Origin of the sequence: Hymenobacter piscis, assembly GCF_018760735.1 — a bacterium.
Classification (GTDB): domain Bacteria; phylum Bacteroidota; class Bacteroidia; order Cytophagales; family Hymenobacteraceae; genus Hymenobacter; species Hymenobacter piscis.
This window is the reverse complement of record NZ_JAHHZN010000021.1, coordinates 1-22,622: the sequence shown is the minus strand read 5'-3', so window position 1 is coordinate 22,622 and position 22,622 is coordinate 1. Positions and strand designations below refer to the sequence as shown.

The 22,622-nt window shown below is 63.9% G+C and carries 15 protein-coding genes; 6 read left to right on the top strand and 9 right to left on the bottom strand.

Features of this window, described 5'->3' with window-relative positions:
- The first annotated feature begins 216 nt into the window (after window positions 1-216).
- Entirely contained in the window at window positions 217-2,679 is a 2,463-nt protein-coding gene (locus KLP40_RS17455) for a TonB-dependent receptor (RefSeq protein WP_215595114.1), read from the top strand.
- A gap of 190 nt (window positions 2,680-2,869) precedes the next feature.
- Here KLP40_RS17455 and KLP40_RS17450 read toward each other — a convergent pair whose 3' ends face one another.
- The gene (locus tag KLP40_RS17450) at window positions 2,870-3,685 is read right to left on the bottom strand and encodes a DUF6503 family protein (RefSeq protein ID WP_215595113.1); all 816 of its coding nucleotides are present in this window, start codon (window positions 3,683-3,685) and stop codon (window positions 2,870-2,872) included.
- 133 nt (window positions 3,686-3,818) lie between these two features.
- On the opposite strand from KLP40_RS17450, the gene KLP40_RS17445 reads away from it, so the two are divergent.
- The gene (locus KLP40_RS17445) at window positions 3,819-4,691 is read left to right on the top strand and encodes a transporter (RefSeq protein ID WP_215595112.1); all 873 of its coding nucleotides are present in this window, start codon (window positions 3,819-3,821) and stop codon (window positions 4,689-4,691) included.
- Between the two features lie 205 nt (window positions 4,692-4,896).
- Here the strand turns inward: KLP40_RS17445 and KLP40_RS17440 are convergent, their stop codons facing one another.
- The 3 genes from KLP40_RS17440 to KLP40_RS17430 form a co-directional block, all read right to left on the bottom strand.
- Window positions 4,897-6,105, bottom strand: coding sequence for a DUF1501 domain-containing protein (locus KLP40_RS17440; protein ID WP_215595111.1), 1,209 nt, complete (start codon window positions 6,103-6,105; stop codon window positions 4,897-4,899).
- A 186-nt stretch (window positions 6,106-6,291) separates the two neighbouring features.
- Window positions 6,292-7,761: a DUF1800 domain-containing protein gene (locus KLP40_RS17435; RefSeq protein WP_215595110.1), complete on the bottom strand. Its 1,470-nt coding sequence runs from the start codon at window positions 7,759-7,761 to the stop codon at window positions 6,292-6,294.
- A 173-nt stretch (window positions 7,762-7,934) separates the two neighbouring features.
- A complete protein-coding gene (locus tag KLP40_RS17430) occupies window positions 7,935-11,354 on the bottom strand; it encodes a lamin tail domain-containing protein (protein ID WP_215595109.1) in 3,420 nt (1,139 codons plus the stop codon).
- Window positions 11,355-11,499: 145 nt separating this feature from the next.
- Here KLP40_RS17430 and KLP40_RS17425 point away from each other — a divergent pair, with 145 nt between their 5' ends.
- Window positions 11,500-12,498, top strand: coding sequence for an aspartate-semialdehyde dehydrogenase (locus KLP40_RS17425; protein ID WP_215595108.1), 999 nt, complete (start codon window positions 11,500-11,502; stop codon window positions 12,496-12,498).
- Between the two features lie 136 nt (window positions 12,499-12,634).
- Here KLP40_RS17425 and KLP40_RS17420 read toward each other — a convergent pair whose 3' ends face one another.
- Window positions 12,635-13,396 (bottom strand): alpha/beta fold hydrolase, encoded by a 762-nt coding sequence (locus KLP40_RS17420; RefSeq protein ID WP_215595107.1) that lies wholly within the window; start codon window positions 13,394-13,396, stop codon window positions 12,635-12,637.
- A gap of 77 nt (window positions 13,397-13,473) precedes the next feature.
- Here KLP40_RS17420 and KLP40_RS17415 point away from each other — a divergent pair, with 77 nt between their 5' ends.
- Window positions 13,474-14,475, top strand: a complete 1,002-nt coding sequence (locus tag KLP40_RS17415) for a hypothetical protein (protein WP_215595106.1) — start codon at window positions 13,474-13,476, stop codon at window positions 14,473-14,475.
- On the opposite strand, the gene KLP40_RS17410 is transcribed toward KLP40_RS17415, so the two are convergent.
- Window positions 14,417-15,220, bottom strand: coding sequence for a hypothetical protein (locus tag KLP40_RS17410; RefSeq protein WP_215595105.1), 804 nt, complete (start codon window positions 15,218-15,220; stop codon window positions 14,417-14,419). The genes KLP40_RS17415 and KLP40_RS17410 overlap by 59 nt on opposite strands.
- A 7-nt stretch (window positions 15,221-15,227) precedes the next feature.
- On the bottom strand, window positions 15,228-17,168 hold the full coding sequence (dxs, locus tag KLP40_RS17405) for a 1-deoxy-D-xylulose-5-phosphate synthase (RefSeq protein WP_215595104.1): 1,941 nt from the start codon (window positions 17,166-17,168) through the stop codon (window positions 15,228-15,230).
- Between the two features lie 252 nt (window positions 17,169-17,420).
- On the opposite strand from dxs, the gene KLP40_RS17400 reads away from it, so the two are divergent.
- Window positions 17,421-18,506, top strand: coding sequence for a lysylphosphatidylglycerol synthase transmembrane domain-containing protein (locus KLP40_RS17400; RefSeq protein WP_215595103.1), 1,086 nt, complete (start codon window positions 17,421-17,423; stop codon window positions 18,504-18,506).
- Window positions 18,507-18,561: 55 nt separating this feature from the next.
- Here the strand turns inward: KLP40_RS17400 and KLP40_RS17395 are convergent, their stop codons facing one another.
- Together KLP40_RS17395 and KLP40_RS17390 are read right to left on the bottom strand one after the other, a co-directional pair.
- Window positions 18,562-21,174 carry an erythromycin esterase family protein gene (locus tag KLP40_RS17395; protein ID WP_215595102.1) on the bottom strand — a complete coding sequence of 871 codons (2,613 nt, stop codon included), beginning with the start codon at window positions 21,172-21,174 and terminating at the stop codon, window positions 18,562-18,564.
- A 160-nt stretch (window positions 21,175-21,334) separates the two neighbouring features.
- The gene (locus tag KLP40_RS17390; protein WP_215595101.1) at window positions 21,335-21,754 is read right to left on the bottom strand and encodes a lipocalin family protein; all 420 of its coding nucleotides are present in this window, start codon (window positions 21,752-21,754) and stop codon (window positions 21,335-21,337) included.
- Window positions 21,755-22,010: 256 nt separating this feature from the next.
- On the opposite strand from KLP40_RS17390, the gene KLP40_RS17385 reads away from it, so the two are divergent.
- The gene (locus tag KLP40_RS17385; protein WP_215595100.1) at window positions 22,011-22,301 is read left to right on the top strand and encodes a LysM peptidoglycan-binding domain-containing protein; all 291 of its coding nucleotides are present in this window, start codon (window positions 22,011-22,013) and stop codon (window positions 22,299-22,301) included.
- Window positions 22,302-22,622: the final 321 nt, after the last annotated feature.

Sequence of the window (22,622 nt, the reverse complement as noted above, 5' to 3'; positions counted from 1 at the left end):
ATTCCAGGTGTCCCAGGCGTCCCAGGGCTGAAGCCCTGGGCTAGTGAGCTGGCGGCGAAGATGCAAACTGCTCCGTAGCCCAGGGTTTCAACCCTGGGACGCCTGGGACGCCTAGCCAGCCTCCTATCATCACTCCGAAAAGCCGCAACCTGCTTGTGGCTTTTCTTTCGACCACAGATTTAGACACATCTAAATTTAAAATTAACCACCACTAAAATGAAGACAGTTCTTACGCTGCTTTTTTCCCTGCTGCTGGCCCTGCCGGCCCTGGCCCAAACCAGCACGCTGCGCGGGGTGGTGCTCGATGAGCGGGGCCAACCCGTGCCGTTTGCCAGCGTGGCCCTGCCCGCCCTGCAGCGCGGCACGGCCGCCGATGCCGACGGCCGCTTCAGCCTGCCCGATTTGCCCGCGGGGTCCCAGCCGGTGCAGGGCAGCGCCGTGGGCTTCGCGGCGGCCACCATTATCGTAAAAATGCCCCGCACCGACCTGCTGACGGTGCGGCTGCGGGCGGCAGCAAGCACCCTGGGCGAAGTAGTGGTGACGGGCGTGGGCCGGAGCACCGAAATCCGCCGCTCCCCGGTGCCCATTGCGGCCCTGACGGGCCGGGAAATCCGCCTCAACGCCAGTGGCAACGCCATCGACGCGGCCGTGCGGGGCATTCCGGGGCTGGCCGCCGTGACCACCGGCCCGAACGTGAGCAAGCCCTTTATCCGGGGGCTGGGCTACAACCGGGTACTCACCCTGTTCAACGGCCTGCGCCAGGAGGGCCAGCAGTGGGGCGACGAGCACGGCCTGGAGGTGGACGGCTACGGCCTGGATAGGGTGGAAGTAGTGAAGGGGCCCGCCAGCCTGCTCTACGGCTCTGATGCCGTAGCCGGGGTGGTGAACCTGCTGCCCGCGTTGCCCTCCGGCCCCGACGGCGAGCTGCACGGCGAAGTCCTGACCGAGTACCAGTCGGTGAACGGGCTGGTGGGCAAGTCGGGGGCGCTGGAGTACCAGAACCGGGGTATTGAGACCAGCCTGCGCGCCAGCCACCGCTGGGCCCGCGACTACCGCAACCCCGTGGACGGACGGGTGTACAACACCGGCTTCCGGGAGCTGAACCTGACGGGCCTGCTGGGCCTGCGCCGCAACTGGGGCACCGTGCGCCTCTGGCTGACGGCCTACGACAACCGCCAGGAAATCCCGGACGGCAGCCGCGACTCTTTGAGCCGGGCCTTCACGCGGCAGGTATTTGAGGGCGAGCAGGACGACTTTGCCACCCGGCCCGTGGTGAGCCGGCGGGAGCTCAACAGCTACCGGATTACTGATCTGCACCAGCACATTGCGCACTACCGGGCCTTTGCCACGAGCGAGCTGAAGGCCGGCCCCGGCGAGCTGCGCCTGCTGCTGGGCCTCCAGCAAAACCACCGCCAGGAGTTCAACCACCCCACCGACCCCGCCCAGCCCGGCCTCGATCTGCGCCTGACCACGCTCAACTACGAGGTCCGCTACCTGCTGCCCAGCCAGCACGGCTACGAGCTGACGGTGGGCACCAATGGCATGGCCCAGGACAACCGCCACCTCAACGCCACCGACTTCCCCATTCCGCCCTACCGCCTGTTTGATGTTGGCGGGTTTGGGGTGGTGAAAAAGGCTTTCGGGGCCCTGGAGCTGACCGGCGGCCTGCGCTACGATACCCGGGTGGTGGACTGGAACGACTTCTACGTGGGCACCGACCCGGCCACCGGCTTCGGCCGCGCGGCCAGCGCCACCACGCCCGGGGCCGAGCGGCAATTCACCGCCTTTCACAAGGTGTACCGGGGCGTGTCCGCCAGCGTGGGGGGCTCTTACGCGGCGGGGCCGCGCCTGGTGCTGCGGGCCAACCTGGCCCGGGGCTACCGCGCCCCCAACATCCCCGAAATCGGCTCCAACGGCCTCGACCCGGGCGCCCACATCATTTATCTGGGCAACCCCGCTTTCCGGCCCGAATTCAACTGGCAGCAGGACGTGGGCGTGCTCTGGAAGTCGGGGGCCGTGGAGGCCAGCGCGGAGGCATTCTATAACCGCGTCGAGAACTTCATCTACCAGGCCCGGCTGTTCGAGGCCAACGGCCAGCCCCGGCGCGATGCCCTGGGCAACGCCACCTACCAGTTTCAGCAGGCCGGCGCCAGCCTCTACGGGGGCGAGCTGGCCTTGAACGTGCAGCCGGCCGCTCTGCCCGGCCTGAGCTGGCGCACCGGGGCGGCCCTGGTCGTCGGCCTGAACCGCAACGCCGCTCTGCGCCAGCGCGAAGGCCGCGCCGGCCGCTACCTGCCCCTGATTCCGGCGCCCACGGCTCAAACGGAGCTGCGCTTCACCCTGCCCGACCAGCCCGGCCGCCGCTTCGCCGCTTCCTACCTGCGCCTCACGCTGGCCGGCACCGCCCGCCAGAACCGCTTCTACGCCGTAGATGGGGCCGAAACCGCCACGCCCGGCTACCTGCTCACGGGCCTGGGCGCGGGCACCAGCCTGCGCACCGCCACCGGCCGCCCCCTCGCCCAACTGGTGCTGCAAGCCGACAACCTCTTCGACGTGGCCTACCAGGCCCACCTCAACCGCCTCAAATACTTCGAATACTACCGCGCCTCGCCCACCGGCCGCACCGGCATCTACAACCCCGGCCGCAACCTGAGCGTGAAGGTGGTCGTGCCGTTTTGAGTGGGCTGCCGGTTGTCAGTTGTCAGTTGTCAGTTGTCAGTTGTCAGTTGTCAGTAGAAAGAACGTCATCCTGAGCGGAGCGAAGGAGCCTCTTGCGTTGAAACGAGTCGTTGCCAAGACTATCGTTCTCCCGTAACAGAATCCTTCGCTGCGCTCAGGATGACGTTCTTTCTACTGATTGCTATCCGCTCTATTGCTTCAGCGAATCCACTTCCGCACCGTTTGGCATGGCGAACAGGCTGGCGGCGGGTTGGGCGCGGGTCAGGTGCACGTCGCTGAACTCGGCCTGGTAGCGCAGGTCGCCAATTTGGTCGTTGGCGAACTTGTGGCCTTCCATTTTGCGGGGCAGCAGCAAACCGTCGGCCTGCTGCCAGTCGGTGTAGAGCAGGCTGTTGAAGGTGGCCTGCTTGCCGGGCTCGAAGAACGTGACGGTGTAGAGCAGCAGCTCCAGGCGGTGGGTGCGGGGGTTGAAGTGGGCGATATACTCGTCTTTGGCGGAGTCGCCGCGGCCGGCTTCGTAGCTTACTTTCAGGGCCTGATACTCCTGGCCGGCCACGGTGCGCAGGCCCAGGTCCTCGTACACGATGCCCTCGTCGGCCAGCACGAACGGGATGGAGAAGAAGTAGAAGAACAGGTTGTGGTAGAAGCGGGCCGACATGTCGCCGAAGGCCGCCTTCGCGGGGCTCACCCAAACCTGCTGCTGCGCGTCGCGGCCCAGCTGGTAGCCGGCGCCCTCGATGCGGGTCTGGCGGGTGCGCAGGTCGATGAGGTGCTTTTCGTCGCGGGGCGTGCCCAGGGTCGATTTCATCCGGTACTCCATGGTGCCGAACTGCTGCCAGGCGGCCAGCCCGCCGTGGGCTTCCAGGGCCTGCCGGAGCACTGCGGGCAGCTTGCGCGGAACGGCCGCCGTCGTTGTTTCGGCCGGGGCTTCCGGGGTAGTTTGCTCGGGATTCGAGGAGCAGGAGGCCGCGAGCAGGGCGAGGCTGAAGTAGAGGGTGTTTTTCATGGCCGGCAGCATGGTAAGCACCTGTAAGCTCCGGCCGCGGCGGATTGTTTTCGGGCGCTGACTCCGCCGACCGGGCCGCGGCCGACTATTCCGAAGCTCAACCGTGCGCGGCATTCCGCGTACTACCGCTGCTATGCGCTTCCCCTCCCCTGCTTTTCTGGCGGCCCTGCTGCTGCCCCTGCTGCCGCACCTGGCCGCCGCCCAAACCACCACTGATTCGCTTACGGCCGTCAAAAGCCGCTATTCCCTGCTGCGGCCGGTGCCCCGGAGCCTGATGCGCCCATTGGCCGCCGACCGGCCCGGCGTGACGGAAAACCCGGTGACCGTGGATGCCGGCCACCTGCAATTTGAAACCGACCTGGGCCGCCTCATCACCAGCCGACCCGGCACCGAGCCCCGCCAGCGCACCATCCGGGCCAACGCCTTTGCCCTCAAAATGGGTCTCAGCAACCGGACCGATTTGCAGGTGTTCGTGGATGCCTACCAGTGGGAGCGCACCTTTGCCACCGCCGACGAGCCGGCCACCAGCTCCCGGGGCTTCGGCGACGTGACGCTGCGCCTCAAGCGCAACCTGCTGGGCAACGACAGCACGGAAGGCCCTCTGGCCCTGGGCCTGATCGGGTCGGTGCTGCTGCCCACCGGGGGCGCCCAGGGCGCCGGCGGCACTGAGTACGCCGTGCTGGTGCCCGCCACCTACGCCCTCTCGGACTCCTGGAACCTAAGCGCCCAACTGCCCCTGCGCCTGGGCTTCGACCGCGACGCGAGCCGCCACTACCTCGCCACGAGCCCGTCCATCAACCTCGACCACACGCTGCGGCCCTGGCTCATGGTGTTCGTGGAAGCCGTGGCCGAGCGGGATTTCCGCTCCCGGCGCTGGGAAGAAGCCCTGAACGTAGGCCCGGTTTTCTTCGTGGGCAAAAACCTGCAGTTCGACTTCGGCCGCCACTTCGCCCTCACCCGCAACGCCGACCGGGAGTACTTCGTGGGCCTGGTGGTGCGGCGGTAGTCTTTTTAGTTGTCAGTTGTCAGTTGTCAGTTGCTAGTTGTCAGTTGAAGGAACGTCATCCTGAGCGAAGCGAAGGATCCTATCAAGCATGAACGAGAATCGTATCAACGACTCGTTTCAACGTGGTAAGATCCTTCGCTCCGCTCAGGATGACGTTCCTTCAACTGACAACTAGCAACTGACAACCAACAACCCACCACTAACCTTACACCAGCCCCGGCAGCCGCTCAAAGCCGCCGCTCAGGATGGCGCGGTCGTCGGCCCGGAGCCAGTCGTGCAATACGGTGGCGTAGACGCTGCGGAAGTCGAGTTGGTAGCGCAGGTCGCCGGCGTCGAGGTTTTGCAGGTTGGGCGCGTCATTGAGAATGCCCTGGCGCTTGAGGCCGCCGCCGAGCAGCAGCACGTTGTTGGCCGTGCCGTGGTCGGTGCCGTTGCTGGCGTTCTGCTCCACGCGGCGGCCGAACTCGGAGAAGACCAGCACGAGCGTATCGTCGAAATTACCGGCCTGCTGCAAATCCTCCGAAAAGGCGCGCAGACTTTCCGACAAGTCGCCGAGCAGCCGGCCCTGCTGCTCCTGCTGGCGCACGTGGGTGTCGAAGCCGGTGAGTGAAACGTAGAACACCCGCGAATCGACCCCGGAATTGATGAGCTCGGCGGTGGTTTTGAGGTTGCGCCCGAACTCGGTGCCGGGGTACGTTACGCCGGACTTGTACACCCTGCTTTTCTGGTACAGATACTCGGCCGAGGACGTGGTTTCGGCCAGCGTCTTGTAGAGGTAATCCAGCTCCGATACCGCACCGCCGGGCTTTTCGCTGCCCACTTTAGCAAGCAGGCGGTTTTGAGTCAGCTGGTGAAACTTCTCCGGATTCTTGAGGGCCAGGCCCTTGCGCAGCCCCCCCTTCATGGCCAGGCTCAGCGTATCGTCCACCTCCAGACCGTTGTAGGGCAGCGTGCAGGGGGCACAGTTCGAGTCGAGGTAGCGGCCGAGCCACCCGGTGCCCAGGTACTCCTCGGCGCCCGAGCCGCTCTGCCAGATGTCCATGGAGCGGAAATGGCTGCGGTCGGGGTTGGGGTAGCCCACGGAGTTGAGCACGGCCACGTGGCCCTGGTCGTAGAGGCTTTTAAGGCCGGTCATGGCCGGGTTGAAGCCCAGGCCTTTGTCGAGGGTCAGAATGCCGCTCTGGGGCCGGATGCCGAGCGTGGGCCGGGCCTTGTAGTACAGGTCGTTTTCGTAGGGAATGACCGTATTGAGCCCGTCGTTGCCGCCCCCGAGCTGGACCACCACGAGGCGGCGCCCGTCGGCGTCGCGCAGGCTTTTCAGGTCCTGGGCATCGAGGCGGTGCAGAAACCGGGGCACAAACAGCAGCGTGCTGGCCAGCACCGAGCCTTTCAGAAATTCGCGGCGAGACGTCATGGGTTGGGGGTTTTCGGGGAACCGGGGGACTGGGGGATTAGGTAATTGAGGGACCGGGCAACAAGGAACGTCATGCTGAGCTTGTCGAAGCATCTCGCTTGCTGCCAATGAGTTACCTTTGCGACGTCAGCACGCGAGATGCTTCGACAAGCTCAGCATGACGTTCTGCCGGCAAAGCATAACCACTTACATCAGCTGGTACTCGGGCAAACTCAGCAAAGCGGTGGTCATGGCGCGCAGGTCCCCGCGCACCAGGGCCAAATTCTCGGGGCGGATGGGCACCTGTAACAGAAACTCGCTGAGCCGGGCGGGTTGGCGGGCGGCGGGTGTGCCGGCCAGCAGCTGCTGGAGCGGAGCCAGCTGCACGGTGGTTTTCACGGGCTCGTTGAAGGTGCGGTCGGCGCGGGAAAGGTTGGGGGCCAGGTCATTTTCGTCCTGCTTGAGGGCCACGTTGAACTCGGCGTTGCGCAGCAGCACCGCCGGCAGCTGCAACCGGTAGAGCAGGGACGACGAATCAATCCAGCTGCGGCCGCCGGGCCAGCCGGCCACGTTCGGGGGCTCGAACAACGTCTGGCCCAAGGCCTTTTGGAACACGATGATCGGCCGCTCGTTGGCCAGCTGCAGGCCCAGGGTGCGCTTGAGGCCCGCCAGCAGCTCCACCGGCGACTTGATGCGGGTGCCCACGTGGGCCGCCGCGTAGAACCAGTCGGCCGAAAACAGGCGTTCCAGCAGGTCTGCAATGTCGTAGCCGCTCCGGAAAAACGCCTGGGCCAGCGGCTGAATGTGGGCTGGGTCGGGCGTATCGTTGACGAAGAAGCGGTAGAGCCTGGTGGTGATGAACTCGGCGCAGGCGGGCTGGGCCAGAATGACGGCCAAGGCCTGTTCGCCGGTGAAGTTGCCGGTACGCCCGAGCAGGGTTTTCGGGCCGTCGTCGTGCTGCCGCTCCCGGAACGCGAACTGCCCCTCGGCGTTGTAGCCCCAACCCGTAAAGGCGCGGGCGGCCTCCTTCACGTCGGTTTCCGAGTAGTGGCCGCGGCCCAGGGTGAAGAGCTCCATTACCTCGCGGGCGAAGTTCTCATTGGGATGCTGCTTGCGGTTCTGCTGGTTGTTAAGAAACTGGAGCATGGCCGGCTCCTTGCTCACGGCCAGCAGCAGGTCGGGGAACTTGCCCAGGGCCAGCCGCCGGATGGTGTTGTTGAGCTGCAACGCCGCATCGGGCCGGCGCACCCGGCAGGCAAAGTGGCCGTGCCAGAAGAAGGTGAGCTTCTCGCGCAGCTGGGCCGGCGACGTAGCCATGCGGGTCAGCCAGCCGGTATTCATGGCGTAATAGGCGCTCCGGATAGCCTGGTTCCGCTGCTTGCGTTCCGCGGCCGTCATCTTGCCCGCGCCCTGGGTGGCGGGTTGGGCCGTGCCGTCGGGCGTGGTCACCATCGCCGTCTGGGGCCGACCTTGGGCCGCCAACCTCTTATCGGAAGGCGGGGGCAACGGCTCCGCGTAGCGCATGGCCGGCCCGTCGAGGGGTTCGAATTGCTGCGAGTCGCGCAGCAATTGGCGCAGGGCCTGCCGGGGGCTCAGGCCGGCGGCCACCTGCCCCGGCGTCGGCCCGAAACCCGCCCGCCAGTACAGGTGCTGGAGTTGTTGTTGCGTCGTCGTCATGCCAGCTTGGACGCGCCCGGGCTCTCATGGTTTAAATCACAGCTGGTGCAGATGACGGGGATGCCGCAGATTCGTTCTGGTGGAGGGAATCGTTTGACGATTGTATCATGTGCCAGACCGACTCCTTCGCCAAAACGAATCTGCAACACCCCCTTCATCTGCACCAGCTGTGATTAAGGGCGGGCGCCCACCACCACCGTTTTGCGGTATTCGCGCTTCTGGCCGGTGCCGGGCTGGAAGAGCTCGATGAGCAGCACGTAGTAGCCCACGGCGGCCTTCTGGCCCCGGTCGGTGAGGCCGTCCCACTGCAGGAAGCCGGTGGTGGCCAGGGTTTCGTTGCGGGCCAGGCGGCGGACGAGGCGGCCCTGGGCGTCGTAAATCGTGACGCTGGCGGCGTAGCCGGGCGCGTCGAGGGTATAGTTGAGGGTCGTGAAATCCTGCTGGCCGTCCTCGTCGGGGGTGAAAACTTCAGGTTCGAGGCGAAATATTTGGTCGCCGCCGGGGTCCTGCTGGTACTGGGAATTGGGGCGGCCGGGCGTGGCGTAGCCCACGGCGCTGGCGGCCGAGTGGAAGTTTCCGGCCGTGCTCGGTCCCGCGGCCCGGATGCGCTCCAGCGACACCCCGTTCAGGTCGTCGAGCAGCTTGAGGTGCATGGCTTTGTCGTAAGCGAAACGGTCCAGGAGCTGGCCGGTGGCCGAGTACACGACCACGATGCCCGCGTCGTCGGGGTAGGAAGCCAGGCTGGGCAAAGCCAGGAGATTGGCCGGCTCCGCGCTGCTGGGGTAGTAGCTCAGGAGGTTGGCGGGGCTGGTGGTGAGCACCAGCAGCTGGCCGGGGGCCAGCACGTAGGGCCCGCCGTTCAGGATTTTGTTGTCCACCGAGCCGTCGGGCTTTTCACTGCCGAGCTGCCAGCCCTCCACGTTCAGGTACTTGGCCGAGCGGTTGAGCAGCTCCACAAAATCGACGCCCCCGGGGCGCGGGTTAAACAGGATTTCGTTGATAACCACGTCGCCGGCCGCTACCGGGGCGGGCAGGGCCAGCGGGGCCGCAGTGGCCGGGCCGCTGGCGTTGCCGGCGCAGTCGGTGGTCCGCTGCACGGTAAGCGTCAGGGGCTGGTTGGGTTGCAGGGCGGTGCTGAGCTCCAGGTCCAGGGTGCGAAAGTCGGGCCCCTGGGGCAGCACCCGCGCCACCGTTGCGGCCGGCGCGAAGGTGTAGAGGGCGGGATTGGCCACGGCGGCGCTGTCGAGCTTCTCGCTGAAAAACAGCCGGACGCGGGTGGGCGTGAGGGCCACGGCCCGCAGCAGCGCGGGCGCGGTGCGGTCGGGGTTGGCGGTGCGCACGGAGTTCTGGCGGCCGGGCGTGCCGCCGCTGGGGTCCTGGCTGGCCGTCCAGTTCTCAGAGCCCCCGCAGAAATTGGCCGCATCCACCAGTTCCAGGCTCCAGCCGCCCTCCTGCTTGCGGGTGTCGCGGTACCAGTTGTCCGAATACGTTACCTCGAAGAGCATGCGGCCGGTGCGGCCGAGCAGTACCAGCTGGTCGGCGGCGTTGCTCAGGCTGGGGAAATTGGTCAGCGGAAATACCTTGCCGAAACCCGCGAACAAGCCGCCCCGGGTGCTGCCGCAGACCACCGCGTACTCGCCGGGCTGCAACCGCGCCGAATCGGGAAAGACGGCCGCGCTGCCGGTGCTGCCGGGCTTCAGCAGCTGCACCCCGCCCAGATCGAGCACCTGGCTCATCGAGGGGTTATAAATCTCCAGGTATTCGGCGGCCGGCAGGCCCACTGCCGGCGTCTCGTCGGCCATGATTTCGGTGATGAGCAGCTGGCCGAAGCCCGGGGCTACGGGCAAACTGAAACTGACCGTGGCGGCTGCGCCGGTGCTGTTGCCCAGGCAGTCGGTACGGCTCTGCACGGCGGCGGTGTAGGTTTGCCCAACTGCCAGCGGGGCGGCCAAAGTCAGCTCCACGGCCCGGAAATCGAAGGGTACCGGTTGCACCCGCTGGAGGCTGACGCCGGGCGTGAGGCTGTAGAAAATGGGGTTGGCCATCCGGGCGCTGTCGAGCGTTTCGTTGAAGACCAGCCGCAGCACCGTGGGACTGACCACCAGCACACTTTGCAACGTCGGCGGGGCGGTATCGGGGGTACTGGTGGCTACCGGGTTGGGGCGGCCGGGCGTGCCCCCGCTCGGGTCCTGGCTGGCCCGCCAGTTCTCGGCCCCGGCGCAGGCGTTGGCGGGGTCGAGCATCTCCAGGCTCCAGCCGCCGTTCTGCTTGGCCGCGTCGCGGTACCAGCTGTCCAGGTAATGTACCGCGTACAGAAGCCGCCCGCCCGGGGCACGCAGCAGCAGCTCGTCGCCGCCGTTGTTAAGGCTGGGGAAATTCGTGAGGGCGAACACCTTCCCGAAGGCCGCGAATTGCGCCCCGCGGGTACTGCCGCAGACTACCGCGTACTCGCCGGGCAGCAGGGTGGCCCCGGCCGGAAACACGGCCGCGTTGCCCGTACTGCCCGCCTTGCTAAGCTTCACGCCCGCCAGATCAAGCGTCCGCGTGGCCGAGGGATTGTGGATTTCGAGATACTCCGAAGCCGGCAGGCCCACCACGGGCGTTTCGCGGGCCATGATTTCGGTGATGAGCAGCTGATAGAAACCGGGCTCGGTGAGCACGCCCGCGAAGGTGAAGGCGGCCGTGAGCGGCCCGACCGCCACATTGCCGTAGAGGTCGGCCACGCCGCGCGCTTCCACCGTGCCGGCCCCGGGTGGCAAATCGGTGGCCAGCGTCAGGTGCACCAGGGCCGGATTGGCGGCGTCGCGCTGGGCGGTCGTCACGGTGGGGCCACCGGGCAGCTGGTAGTCGGCGGGCCGCTGGGTGGCGCCGACGGCTTCGTTGAAGGTCAGATCCAGGGTGCGGGGGCCGGCCACGGCCGCCTGCACGGCGGCGGGCGGGGTGGCATCGGTTACCTGAAAATCATCGAAGTAGAACGCCTGGCTGTTGGCCGAGGAATAGGTCAGCACCACGCCGCAGAACGCGCTGGTCTGGTAAGTGGCATCGGGGCCGGTGCCTTCGCTCGTGAAATTCTGCCCCCCGCTCAGGTCCCGCTCCAGGGTCCAGACGTCCTGGACCGAGCGCGTGACGCGCACCCGCACGAGGTTGTTGGTGGTGGAGCTGAGCGTCCCATCAGTGCCATTTACCACGTAGGCGGGGCTGCCGGTGGCGTCCTTGCGGAAGAGGGCCACCTCGTCGGGGGTGCCGCCCAGGCGCACGAAGTAGCCCCGGGTGCCGGTGGCTTTGAGGTCGGCGCGGTCGGCCAGCAGCCACACGTCGGCGTAGTTGCCGCTGCTGGTGGCCAGCTTCAGGTTGGCCCAGAACGTCCAGGTGGTGCCGGTGCTGGCCTGGCAGGGCGTTGCGAGCTGAAGCCGGGTGCCCGTGAGGGCGGGGCCGCTGCTCTGGAGCTGCTGGGCGGAGTTTACCCGGAACGAGGCCGCGTCGCCGGTCCAGGCGGGGTTCTGGGTGAAGTCGCCGTCGGCGAAAGTGTCGGTGAGCTGGGCGCGGGTGGCGAAGCTGCTCAACAGCAAGACCCAAAGCAGGAAGTGCTTCATAACGGATAGGCGCTGGTCAATAAAAAATAGCAACGCGGCCAGCCGGGGGCCGCCGCGCCGGTTGCGGCGGCGGGTGGCCAGCCCCCGGATAAATGTGCGTAGGAAATATAACCGCTTTACCTTTACCGCTCAACCCCCAACGCATATGAAAGTAGCCGTAGTGGGTGCCACCGGACTGGTAGGCACCGAGATGCTGAACGTACTGGCCGAGCGCAACTTCCCGGTCACGGAATTACTGCCGGTGGCTTCCGCCAAATCGGTGGGCCAGGAAATCGAATTCCAGGGCAAAAAATACCAGGTGGTGAGCATGGACGACGCTATTGCGGCCCGCCCGGCCGTGGCCATCTTCTCGGCCGGCGGCTCCATCAGCAAGCAGGAGGCGCCCCGCTTCGCCGAGGCCGGCACCGTGGTCATCGACAACTCCTCGGCCTGGCGCATGGACCCCTCCAAAAAGCTGGTGGTGCCCGAAATCAACGCCCGGGAGCTGACCGCCGCCGATAAAATCATTGCCAATCCCAACTGCTCCACCATTCAGATGGTGGTGGCCCTCAACGAGCTGCACGCCCGCTACAAGGTGCAGCGCATCGTGGTGAGCACCTACCAGAGCGTGACGGGCACCGGCAAGCAGGCCGTGGATCAGCTCCTGGAGGAGCGTGCCGGCCAGCAGCCCACCAACCCCGCCTACCCCCACCGCATCGACCTGAACGTGCTGCCCCACATCGATGTGTTCGAGGACAATGGCTACACCAAGGAGGAGATGAAAATGGTGAACGAGACGAAGAAAATCTTCGGCGACGACCAGATTCGTGTCACGGCCACCACCGTGCGCATCCCCGTGATGGGCGGCCACTCCGAAGCCCTGAACGTGGAGTTTGCCGAGGAATTCGACCTTGATGAGGTGCGCGCCATCCTGCGTCGCACCGAGGGTGTGGAGCTGGTGGATGACGTAAAGAACAACGTCTACCCCATGCCCAAGGACGCCCACGGCCAAGATGCGGTGCTCGTCGGCCGCCTGCGCCGCGACGAAACCCAGCCCCGCACCCTCAACCTGTGGGTGGTGGCCGATAACCTGCGCAAAGGCGCCGCCACCAACGCCGTGCAGATTGCCGAAGCCCTGCTCAAAATGGGTTTGCTGACGGCGTAATCAGGTAGAACCAGCTTCTCATCCGGAGCAATTGCCAGGAGCTTGTCGCGTCAGAAAGATAGCCCTAACAACGGTTGTCTTTCTGACGCGGCAAGCTCCTTCGCGCTGCCTGGGAAGCCTGTTTCGGGCCGAACATCTACTCCCCCAAGGCCCCCGCCGCAAAATCCAGCACCGCCCGCCGCGTGAGCTCCGGCTCCTCCACAAAGCCCAGGTGGCCCACGTTGCGCAGCAGCAGGGCCTGGCTTTGGGCGGGCAGGGCCAACTGGGGCAACAGCGTTTCCAGGGGCACAGCCACATCCTCGTGGCCGCCGATGAACAGGACTGGAAAAGCAGCCTCCCGCAGCACATGGGTGCGGTCGGGGCGGGTTTGCATGGCGCCGAGGCCCCCGAGAATGGTGGCTTCGGGGGTGGCCTTGCCGATGGCTTCCAGTTGGGCCCGGGCCGCGCTCAGCCAGTCACGGTTGGAGGGCGCGAACAGGGGCCGGATGAACGAGTCCATGAACTTACCGAGGCCGTGGCGGCGGATGAAGTCGGCGTTTTTGTCGCGGTTGGCCTTCTTTTCCTCGGAATCGGGCAGGGCGGTGCTGTGGAAGAGCACGAGGCCGGCCACTCGCTCGGGCTGGGCTTCGGCCAGGGCCAGGGCCACGTAACCGCCCATGCTGTGGGCCACCAGCAGCACCTTTTCGGCGCCGGCCGCATCCAGCTGGGCCCGCACGGCCCGGGCCTGGGCTTCCATGGAGTAGTCCGCTACCGGCTCCGGATTCGGGCCGTGGCCGGGCAGGTTGGGCATGAGTAGGCGGTAACGGGCCGGAAATCCTTGGGTGAAGTCGGTCCAGATGGCCGCGCTTTCGGCGAAGCCATGGAGGAAGACGAGGGTAGGCGGTGGAACGGCGGGCATGAGCAATGGGACGATAGTTGGCGGAATCAGGTCAATTACGCACTTTTACCGCCTCCGTTACTCCTTTCTGGATTCCGATGGCCTTTATCCAACGACAGTATTATCACTACCTGATTGCCAGCGGCGCGGGGCTGTTCATCGCCCTGCTGGGTCGATTCACTTTTGCCAGCCGTTATTTCAACAATGCCGGGGGCCTGCTGATGCTCTGCTTCCTGCTGCTGATTCCGATGGCGCTCGGAGCAGTTACAGCTCATTTTACCCCGCGTACCGCCTCCTTGTGGTGGCACTTGGTGTGGGGACCTTCTTTAACAGTGCTCGTGTTTCTCATCACGGCATTGCTGTTTCATCTCGAAGGAATGATTTGCGTGCTGATGATTTTCCCGCTATTCATCGTCACGGCCGGATTAGGGGCGCTAGCCTACCACTTCATCACCCGCAACCGCGACGACCAGTCCAGAACCTACGTGGTGGCCGCCTTCGCCCTGCTGCCCTTCGTGCTGGCCCCCGTTGAAAGTCAGTTCACGGCCCCCGACGCATACCGGCGCGTCGAAAACACGGTGGTCATTGCGGCCCCGGCGGCCGTGGTGTGGCGGCACATCGTGCGGGTGCCGCCCATTGCGGCCCGCGACCTGGGCCCGAGCTTGGTGGACCGGCTGGGTTTCCCGCGGCCCGTGGAAGCTACCCTCAGCCACGAGGGCTTGGGCGGAGTGCGCCGCGCCACCTTCGAACGGGGCGTGGAGTTTCTGGAAACCATCGACGTGTGGGAGCCCCAGCGGCGCATTTCGTTCAGCATCGTGCCCAACACGGCCACCATTCCGCCCACCACCTTCGACGAGCACGTGACGGTAGGCGGCCGGTTTTTCGACGTGCTGCGCGGCACCTACGAGCTACAGCCCGCCGGCCCCGGCCGCACCCGCTTGGTCCTCTACAGCCGCCAGCGCCTGAGCACCCGCCTCAACCCCTACGCCGGCCTCTGGACGGGCTACGTGATGAGCGAAATCCAGCGGCGCATCCTGGAAGTCATCCGCCGCCGCTGCGAAACCGACGCGGCCGTAGCTGCCCTGGTCCCCCACCCGTAGGCATCTGACCATACAGAATATGTACATCAGCGCAATTCAGCTGAGGCCCGCACAGATAATCATACCAAAGCAGACCCCGGATTCCGCGACTTTTTGAAACCGTAATTTTCAATAAGCTGGGCGTGTGTGATGCAGCGCCACTATAGCTGACATTGAATACATATTGGGGTTCAGCTTGGCCTTCGACAATAATATCTTGCAATTCTACTCTGTAGAAGGTATAACGCTGGCGGGTACTGGCATAGCAAATCCACTTTTCGCCTATCCGAGCATTAAAGCGGAACAAAACACTCTCCTCCAGACTCGTTGGTATAGCGGAGAAGAGCGCAGGATAACTGGCCTGGAGCTGGCGGACGTTTTCCTGCACAAGAGGCAAGCGCTGCGCACTCGTACCAGAGTCCCAGTCCACTACCTGGGTATCCATTGCCAGCCAGACAGTATCTGCCTGCTGACGAAGGGTGAATACGACTCCGCTTTTCTCTCCATAGCTGATAGCCAACTGGCTGTACAACTTGTTGTTCCGGCGGTATGGCTCAGGCAATATCCGAACGTAACTATCAGGAACCTTAAAGTCGCGTGGCAGTTTCGCGTCGAGCCACCGTGGGGTAAATCTAGTAGATGCAGACATCAGCGGAAATAGCGTGCTTCCGGGTGTCTGTGCCTGCATGTGTGTACTGTCAACCAGTACAACGAAAAAGAGCACCAGCAGTCGCCAATGCTCTTTTATCTTGCTTTTGAGAATCATAAGTTATTTACAGCAGCACCTTCTCCGCCACCGGCGCGGTTACCTTTCCGCTCAACTCGCGCAACGCAGTGGCAATGCCGGCGGCGTCGAAGCCGCATTCCTTGTAAAGTTCGTCCTGGGAACCGTGCTCCACTACCCGATCGGGGATGCCCAAGCGGCGGACGGGCAGGCTGTAGCCGTGGTCGGCCATGAATTCGAGCACGGCCGAGCCGAAGCCGCCCTGCACGCAGCCGTCTTCCACCGTTACGAGGGCACGGTAGCGGCTGAAGATATTGTGGAGCATTTCCTCATCCAGGGGCTTGCAGAAGCGCAGGTCGTAGTGGCCGGGATTGAGACCCTCGGTGCGGAGCTGCTCGGTGGCCTTGGCGGCGTAGTTGCCGATGTGGCCGATGCTGAGCACCGCCACGCCTTCGCCCTCGCGCACCACCCGGCCCGTGCCGATGGCAATTTTCCTCAGGGGCTTGCGCCACTCCGGCATCACGCCTTCGCCCCGCGGGTAGCGGATGCTGAAGGGCCCTGCATTTTCGGGCAGCGTGGCCGTGTACATCAGGTTACGCAGCTCCTCCTCGTTCATGGGCGCCGACACCACCATGTTCGGGATGCAGCGCATGTAGGCCAGGTCGTAGCAGCCGTGGTGGGTGGGGCCATCGGCGCCGGCGAAACCGGCCCGGTCGAGGCAGAAGACCACATGCAGGTTCTGCAGGGCCACATCGTGGACCACCTGGTCGTAGGCCCGCTGCATGAAGGAGGAGTAGATGTTGCAGAACGGCACCAGCCCCTGGGTGGCCAGGCCGGCCGAGAAGGTCACGGCGTGCTGCTCGGCAATGCCCACGTCGAAGGCGCGGTCGGGCATGGCCTTCATCATGATGTTGAGCGAGGAGCCCGACGGCATGGCCGGCGTCACGCCCATAATCTTGTCGTTCTGCTCGGCCAGTTCCACCAGCGTGTGCCCGAACACGTCCTGGTACTTGGGCGGCTGGGGCTTCTCGGGGACTTTCTTGTAAATCTCGCCCGTGATTTTGTCGAACAAACCCGGCGCGTGCCAGAGGGTCTGGTCCTTCTCGGCCAGGGCGTAGCCCTTGCCCTTCACCGTCACGCAGTGCAGCAGCTTGGGGCCGGGAATGTTCTTGAGGTCGGCCAGAATGGTGGCCAAATGCTGCACGTCGTGGCCGTCCACGGGACCGAAGTAGCGGAAGTTAAGCGCTTCGAACAGATTGCCCTGCTTGAGCAGGGTGGCCTTCATGGCCTGCTCCACCCGGCGGGCAATCTGCTGGGGGTTGGGGCCGAACTTGCTGAGCTTGCCCAGCACGTTCCAAAGCTCGTCGCGCACTTTATTATAGGTGCGGGAAGTGGTGATGTCGGTGAGGTATTCCTTGAGCGCGCCCACGTTGGGGTCGATGCTCATGCAGTTGTCGTTGAGGATAACGAGCAGGTTGGATTTCTCTACCCCGGCGTGGTTGAGGGCCTCGAAGGCCATACCGGCCGTCATGGCCCCGTCGCCAATCACGGCAATGTGCTGGCGGTCGAACTCGCCCTTGTAATCCGAAGCTACGGCCATGCCCAGCGCCGCCCCGATGCTGGTGGAGCTGTGGCCCACCCCGAAGGCGTCGTACTCACTTTCGCTGCGCTTAGGAAAGCCCGACATGCCGTGGTAGCGGCGGTTGCTGGGAAACCGGTCGCGGCGGCCGGTGAGGATTTTGTGCCCGTAGGCCTGGTGGCCCACGTCCCACACCAGCTGGTCGTAGGGCGTATTAAACACGTAATGCAGGGCCACCGACAGCTCCACCACGCCCAGCGAGGCCCCGAAGTGGCCGCCGTAAATCGAAACCGAGTCGATGATAAATTGGCGGAGTTCCTGACTCACCTGCACCAGTTGATCGGGGCTGAGTTTCTTCAGGTCGTCGGGGGAATTAATTTCCGCCAGCAGGGGACCGGGTTCGACAATCATGTGCAAAGGGTAGGAAACGATGGGATAAGTAGCGTGGCAACAGCCGCCTGAGGCCGAAAGTTATCTTGCAGACTTCGCACGCGCGGAGGTTGGCAAGCAAAGTTACGCGTTTTCCGTTCGCCCGGTTCAGCGGGCCAGGAGGTGGCGAAGGGAGTGGCGCCGTTCAGTTCATTGCTTCCCGCATGCACCAAACGTAATACCCCTGCCTTACCTGATTGCGTACCTTTACCCGACCACGCTTTACCCTACCTCATGCCCCAGCTCCACCACGCCCAATCCGAAGACCAACAGCTACTGGATAAGCTCCGGCCTTCGCGGATTGTGCTGCCGGTGCTCATCGGCCTGAGCGTGGTGGGCTTCATGTTCTGGCGTAGCTACCAACCCGGCGACCTGGCCCCACTGGCGGAAGCCAGACCCGGGTGGCTGCTGGTCACGGTGCTGGTGCTGCTGGCCCGCGACGCGGGCTACGTGTACCGCATCCGCTACCTGACCGAAAAAGCGCTGAGCTGGCGCGCGGCCCTCGACGTGATTATGCTCTGGGAGTTCTCGTCGTGCGTGCTGCCCTCGGCAGTGGGCGGTACGGCCGTGGCCCCGGTGCTGCTGCACAAGGAGGGCATTCCGCTGGGCAAGTCAGTGGCCTACATCATGGCCACCGCCCTGCTCGACAACCTCTACTACGTGCTCATGGTGCCGCTGGTGGTGGTTATCGGGGGCGAAACGCTCTATCCCCACGAGGCCCTGCAGGGCGGGCTGATTGCCACCCTGCGCATCGGCTTTATCCTGAGCTACGTGTTCGTGACGGCCTACGCCCTGCTGATGGGCTACGCCATTTTCGTGAACCCGCGGGCGGTGCGCCGGCTGCTGGTGCGCCTGTTCACGCTGCGCGGCCTGCGGCGGTTCCGGGGCCGGGCCTATAAGCTGGGCAACGAGCTGGTGCTGGCTTCGGCCCAGCTGCGCGGCAACGGGGCCGCCTACTGGCTGCGGGCGGCCCTGAGCACGGCCTTCGTCTGGACGGCCCGTTACCTGGTCATCGGCTGCCTGATCGGGGCCTTTATTCCGGTGGGCTGGACCGAGTTCTGGCTGATTTTCGGCCGCAACCTCACTTATAAGGTTATCCTGCTGATTGCCATTACGCCCGGCGGCGCGGGCGTGGCCGAGGGCGCGTTCCCCACCTTCTTCGGCAAGTTCATCGGCACGGCCACCATGACCAACTTCATGGTCCTGCTCTACCGCATCGTAACCTACTACCTCTACCTGGTGCTGGGTGCCGTGTTCCTGCCCCGCTGGATTACCCGCATCTACGGCAAGCGCGCGGCCCGGAAGGTTATGCATTCCTAGCAGTTGCATTGGCCTGTGGCCCGAACTGCGGCCGGGCCACAGGCCGATGCAACTGCTACTTACTCACTTCCAGCATCGGGGCCGGCTCGGCGGGCACGGGGCGCTGGTAGGTTTGCCAGAACTCGGGGCGGTAGGGCGTGTTATTCACCTGCCAGATTTCGAAGCTTTTCATTCCGGGCTTATCTCCATGATCCGGCCGGTTAGCCAGCGCGGCTGGCGGCAACTGCTGGAAATACTGCGCGCAATACTTCTGCGCGTAGAAGGCATTGCCTTTCAGGACCCGGCCGATACTCAGAGCCTGGGCAATACTGCTGCTGACGTGGTAGCGGCCGTTAGCTGCCTGCTCGTAATTTACCACATGCGCCGTACGGCTATCGGAATATACCTGTGCATACAGTCGGGCAATCTGGTTCGCCCGCCCGCTGTACTTGCGAGCGGTGGCGTTGTACCGCACAGTATCCGTCTGCCAGAGCGCTTCGTAACGCGTCACGGCGTAATCCTTTTGACGCACGTACACCTTGCCCGAATAGCCAGCCTGCAGGTACGTGCCGGTGCTTCGGTGGGTAGCCCGCTTAGCGGCAAACCGGATAACGTACCAGGTTTCGCCGTTGTGGTGTTCGACCGAATCCAACCGGAGCGCGAATTTGCCTAGAGTCCGACTTTTGAACAGCGGAGAGGTACGCACGGGGTCGGCGGCAGCCGTCATGAAGCCCTGGCCGCCCTCCATCAGGTCGAAAGACCCCAATGGCTTGACCGATTGCACCGCCACGTGCTTCTCTAAAACCTGATGCGTTTGGACGGGGCCCATCATTAGAAAACCCCCGCCCCAGTGCCGGTAGCCTGCCGGCTCGAATATGTGACTCACGTATTCTACCTCGTGGCGGAGCGTATCGAAATTAATGAGCCGCCGCTGCGTATACACCTGGGCCATATAATCTTGCTGCTCATAGTTCTGTTCCGCCGCTTTTATGACCTTCTTCATGATGCGCTTCGGGTTCTGCGACTGAGCACTCACCCGTACATCGGCCAAGGCAAAAGCGGCCGGCATGAGACGCACCGCAGCGGCAGTTCCTTCAGCGGCCAGCGTAGTTGGTTCGTAGCCGATGCTGCTGATCTGCACCAGCTCGTCCCGGCGCGCATCCAGCCGGAACCGACCCTGGGCATCCGTCACGGTGCCGGCGCTGCGGGCGGGCACGGCCACCGTGGCGAAGGGTACCGGTTGGCCGGTTTTACGGTCGAGTACTGTGCCGCTGAGCGTAAAAGCGGCGCCGCTGGCTTTGCCCACTGGAATAGGCCGCTGGGCCGGGTTCAGAATTCCCGATTGCCGGGCCTCTGCCTTGGTGGTAGCTGCCTCGGCGGCTACGGCGCCGGTTGCCGGGTCGGCTAGGTGCGCCGGATTTATGGTTTTCAAAAACAGAAAACCATCCACTATCTGGCTCCAGGGGCCGGTTAAGGCCTCATACTGGAAGGCATACGTGGTCAGTTGGCGGTTGGGCGCTTCATGCTTCAGGCTCACGAAGCTGTAGTCCTGCCCCCGGCTCAGCAGTTCGGCTTCCAGCGTGCCGGGAGCGGGCACCGGCACCGGCTTGTGCCCCCCGGAATTCAGGAAACCATGCGTACCGCTGCCCGCCAACGTACCCAGCACGTACACCGCATCGTCGCCTAACGCCGCCTTCACGGCCCGACCCATGGGGATGTACTGTTTTATCTCGTCATCATTCAATACTTCCACCCGGTTTGCCAGATGCGGCAGGGCACCCCAGCACAAAACTTTCTCCTGCGGATGCTGGCGCACGTACCAGAGCAGGTTATCGGCCATCTGGGCGTCGCGGGGGTTGCTGTTTACTGCTTTGAAATCGGCCGAATCAATGGCGCCGGGGTCGTTGTTGGCGTAGTCGTGGGCCATGGCCTGCAGGCTGCGCAGGTTCTGGAGCCAGAAAGCGGCCCGCTCCCGCCGCCGGGCGTCGGGGCCAGTGGCTACTTTTTCGAGCAGCTTGCGGGCCTTGTTCACCTGCAGATTGAACAGCACAATCTGGTGGGAGGCCGGAAACATAAATTGTTCGCCCATCGTGCTGATGCACTCGTCCAGGTAATCGTAGGCAATGCCGTCAGCACCTTTTTCAGGCTTGAGGAAAGCTTCCAACTCTTCCACCAGCTCATCCTGGTAGCCTCCACTTAGCTGGTAATCGAACCCGGCTACTTTCAGCTTACCAGGCCCTAGCAGCGGCAGCACCTGTTGAAACTCGCGGGTAGTAGTCCAAATCGGGAATACGCTACCTTCAATTGCCTCCCGCACAGCCGTACCTGCTTGTATTTCCCGCTGGGCCTTGTCCAATTCGTAAAAGCCGCTTTCGAAGGCCACCGTGGTAAAGCCCATGCGCTCCTGCAGAAAGCGCATCAGCCGGATTTTCGCCTCAAACACATTGCCTTCCCCGTGGGTCGGCTCGCCCAGCATCACCACCCGCGCCCCGCCAATTTCCCGGCGCAGAAACTCCAGGTCCGAGAAGTCGGTGTCGGCGGGGCTGATGCTGCGGATAGCGTGGGTGGGCAGCGGGGTGGCCGCCGGAGCCGTGGTGGCGGGAGTTGTGGTTTGGGCCTGGGCCGCGGGGCCGTGCAGGGCGGCGCTCAGCAGGCCTAAAACGGCCAGCCGGGACAATCTTACGAGCATATAACGGAAACTAGAATAGGAAAGAGAGCCGGCAAAGTAGCACAAATTCCGCCAGCTTTTACCGGCCCAATCAACCCAAGGTACTGGCATACAGAAAGCCCCTTCTGCCTGCGGCAGAAGGGGCTTTCTGTATTTTTCAGAAGCGGTTATCGAACCGAAACTACTCTTTTTCCAGGCGCAGTTCCGAGCCGTCGGTACCTTTGAGCGTGAGCTTGTCGTCGGTCAGGGTTACGACCGAGAAGGTGTTCGACTGGGCGGCCCCGTCGGGGGTCATGGTGATGGTTTTGGCACCCTGATCGAAGGCATACTTGCCGTTCATGGTCTGGGCACCCGACATCATGTTGTACTGGCCGTTGGCGTAGAAGGTCACGCGCTGGTCCTCCATGGCGTCGGTTTGCTTCACCTTATCGCCGGTAGCGTCCATTTCCTTGTCGGTTTTCCAGGTTTTGCTGTCGGTGCCGTAGAGCTGATTAACGGATTCCACGGTGCCTTCCTTGCCGCCACAGGCAGCGGTGAAGAGCAGCACGAGCATGAACAGGCTAGCCAGCAGGCGGGATGAGGTGGTGGTCAGGTTTTTCATCGGAGAGAGGAAAGGATAGTGAAAGGATGTGGCAAAAGAAACCGCGGCTCCGCAGCGGAACGCACGGTGTTGCGCCTCTTACGGTAGCACGGCTCCCGGGGTTCGTTCTGGCTACCGTGGCCCTTACCCGCCTAAACCGCTATTACCAGCCCGACACAACCTATTGCCTACCACGGCGTAAGAGGTGCTGATTACCCCGCTGCCCGGCAGCCTCCTTCCCTCTTTCCTCACCCCTCTACCCTAACCTACCACGCTCATGGGACTCTTCGATTTCCTCTCCGATAAAGGCGATAAAAAACCAGTTGCTCCTACTACTACGCCCGCCGGCGGCGCCACCGATTTCTTCGGCAACACCGACAAGGCAGCCGACACCACCACGGGCGAAACCTACACGGTAGTGAGTGGCGACTCGCTGTCCAAAATCGCCAAGAATCACTACGGTGATGCCGCCAAATGGCACCAGATCTACGATGCCAACAAGGCCACCATCGGCAGCAACCCCGACCATATTGAAGTAGGCCAAGTGCTGACATTGCCCAAGCTCTAGGACCTTCCCCTTCCCGGAAATATTCAAAAAAAAGCCACTCCGCAAGGGGTGGCTTTTTTAGGTTCATGCCGGAAGAAACGGCCGGTTTGGCGAGTTAAAAAGTGCTTTTGTTCCCGGCCAGAGGTTCGGCACGGGTGGCCTTCTGTGGGTAGGCAACACTGCCCTGAGCCAGCATTACCAATTCATAACTTTTTACTAGAGTGTGTGGACAGTCATGTTTAAATTTGCGGGATGCGACGCCACGAACTTACGGAACGTGAATGGCAACTGATTCAGCCACACACGCTTGGGCAGGCCGGTACGGCAGGCGGCACCGGCCGC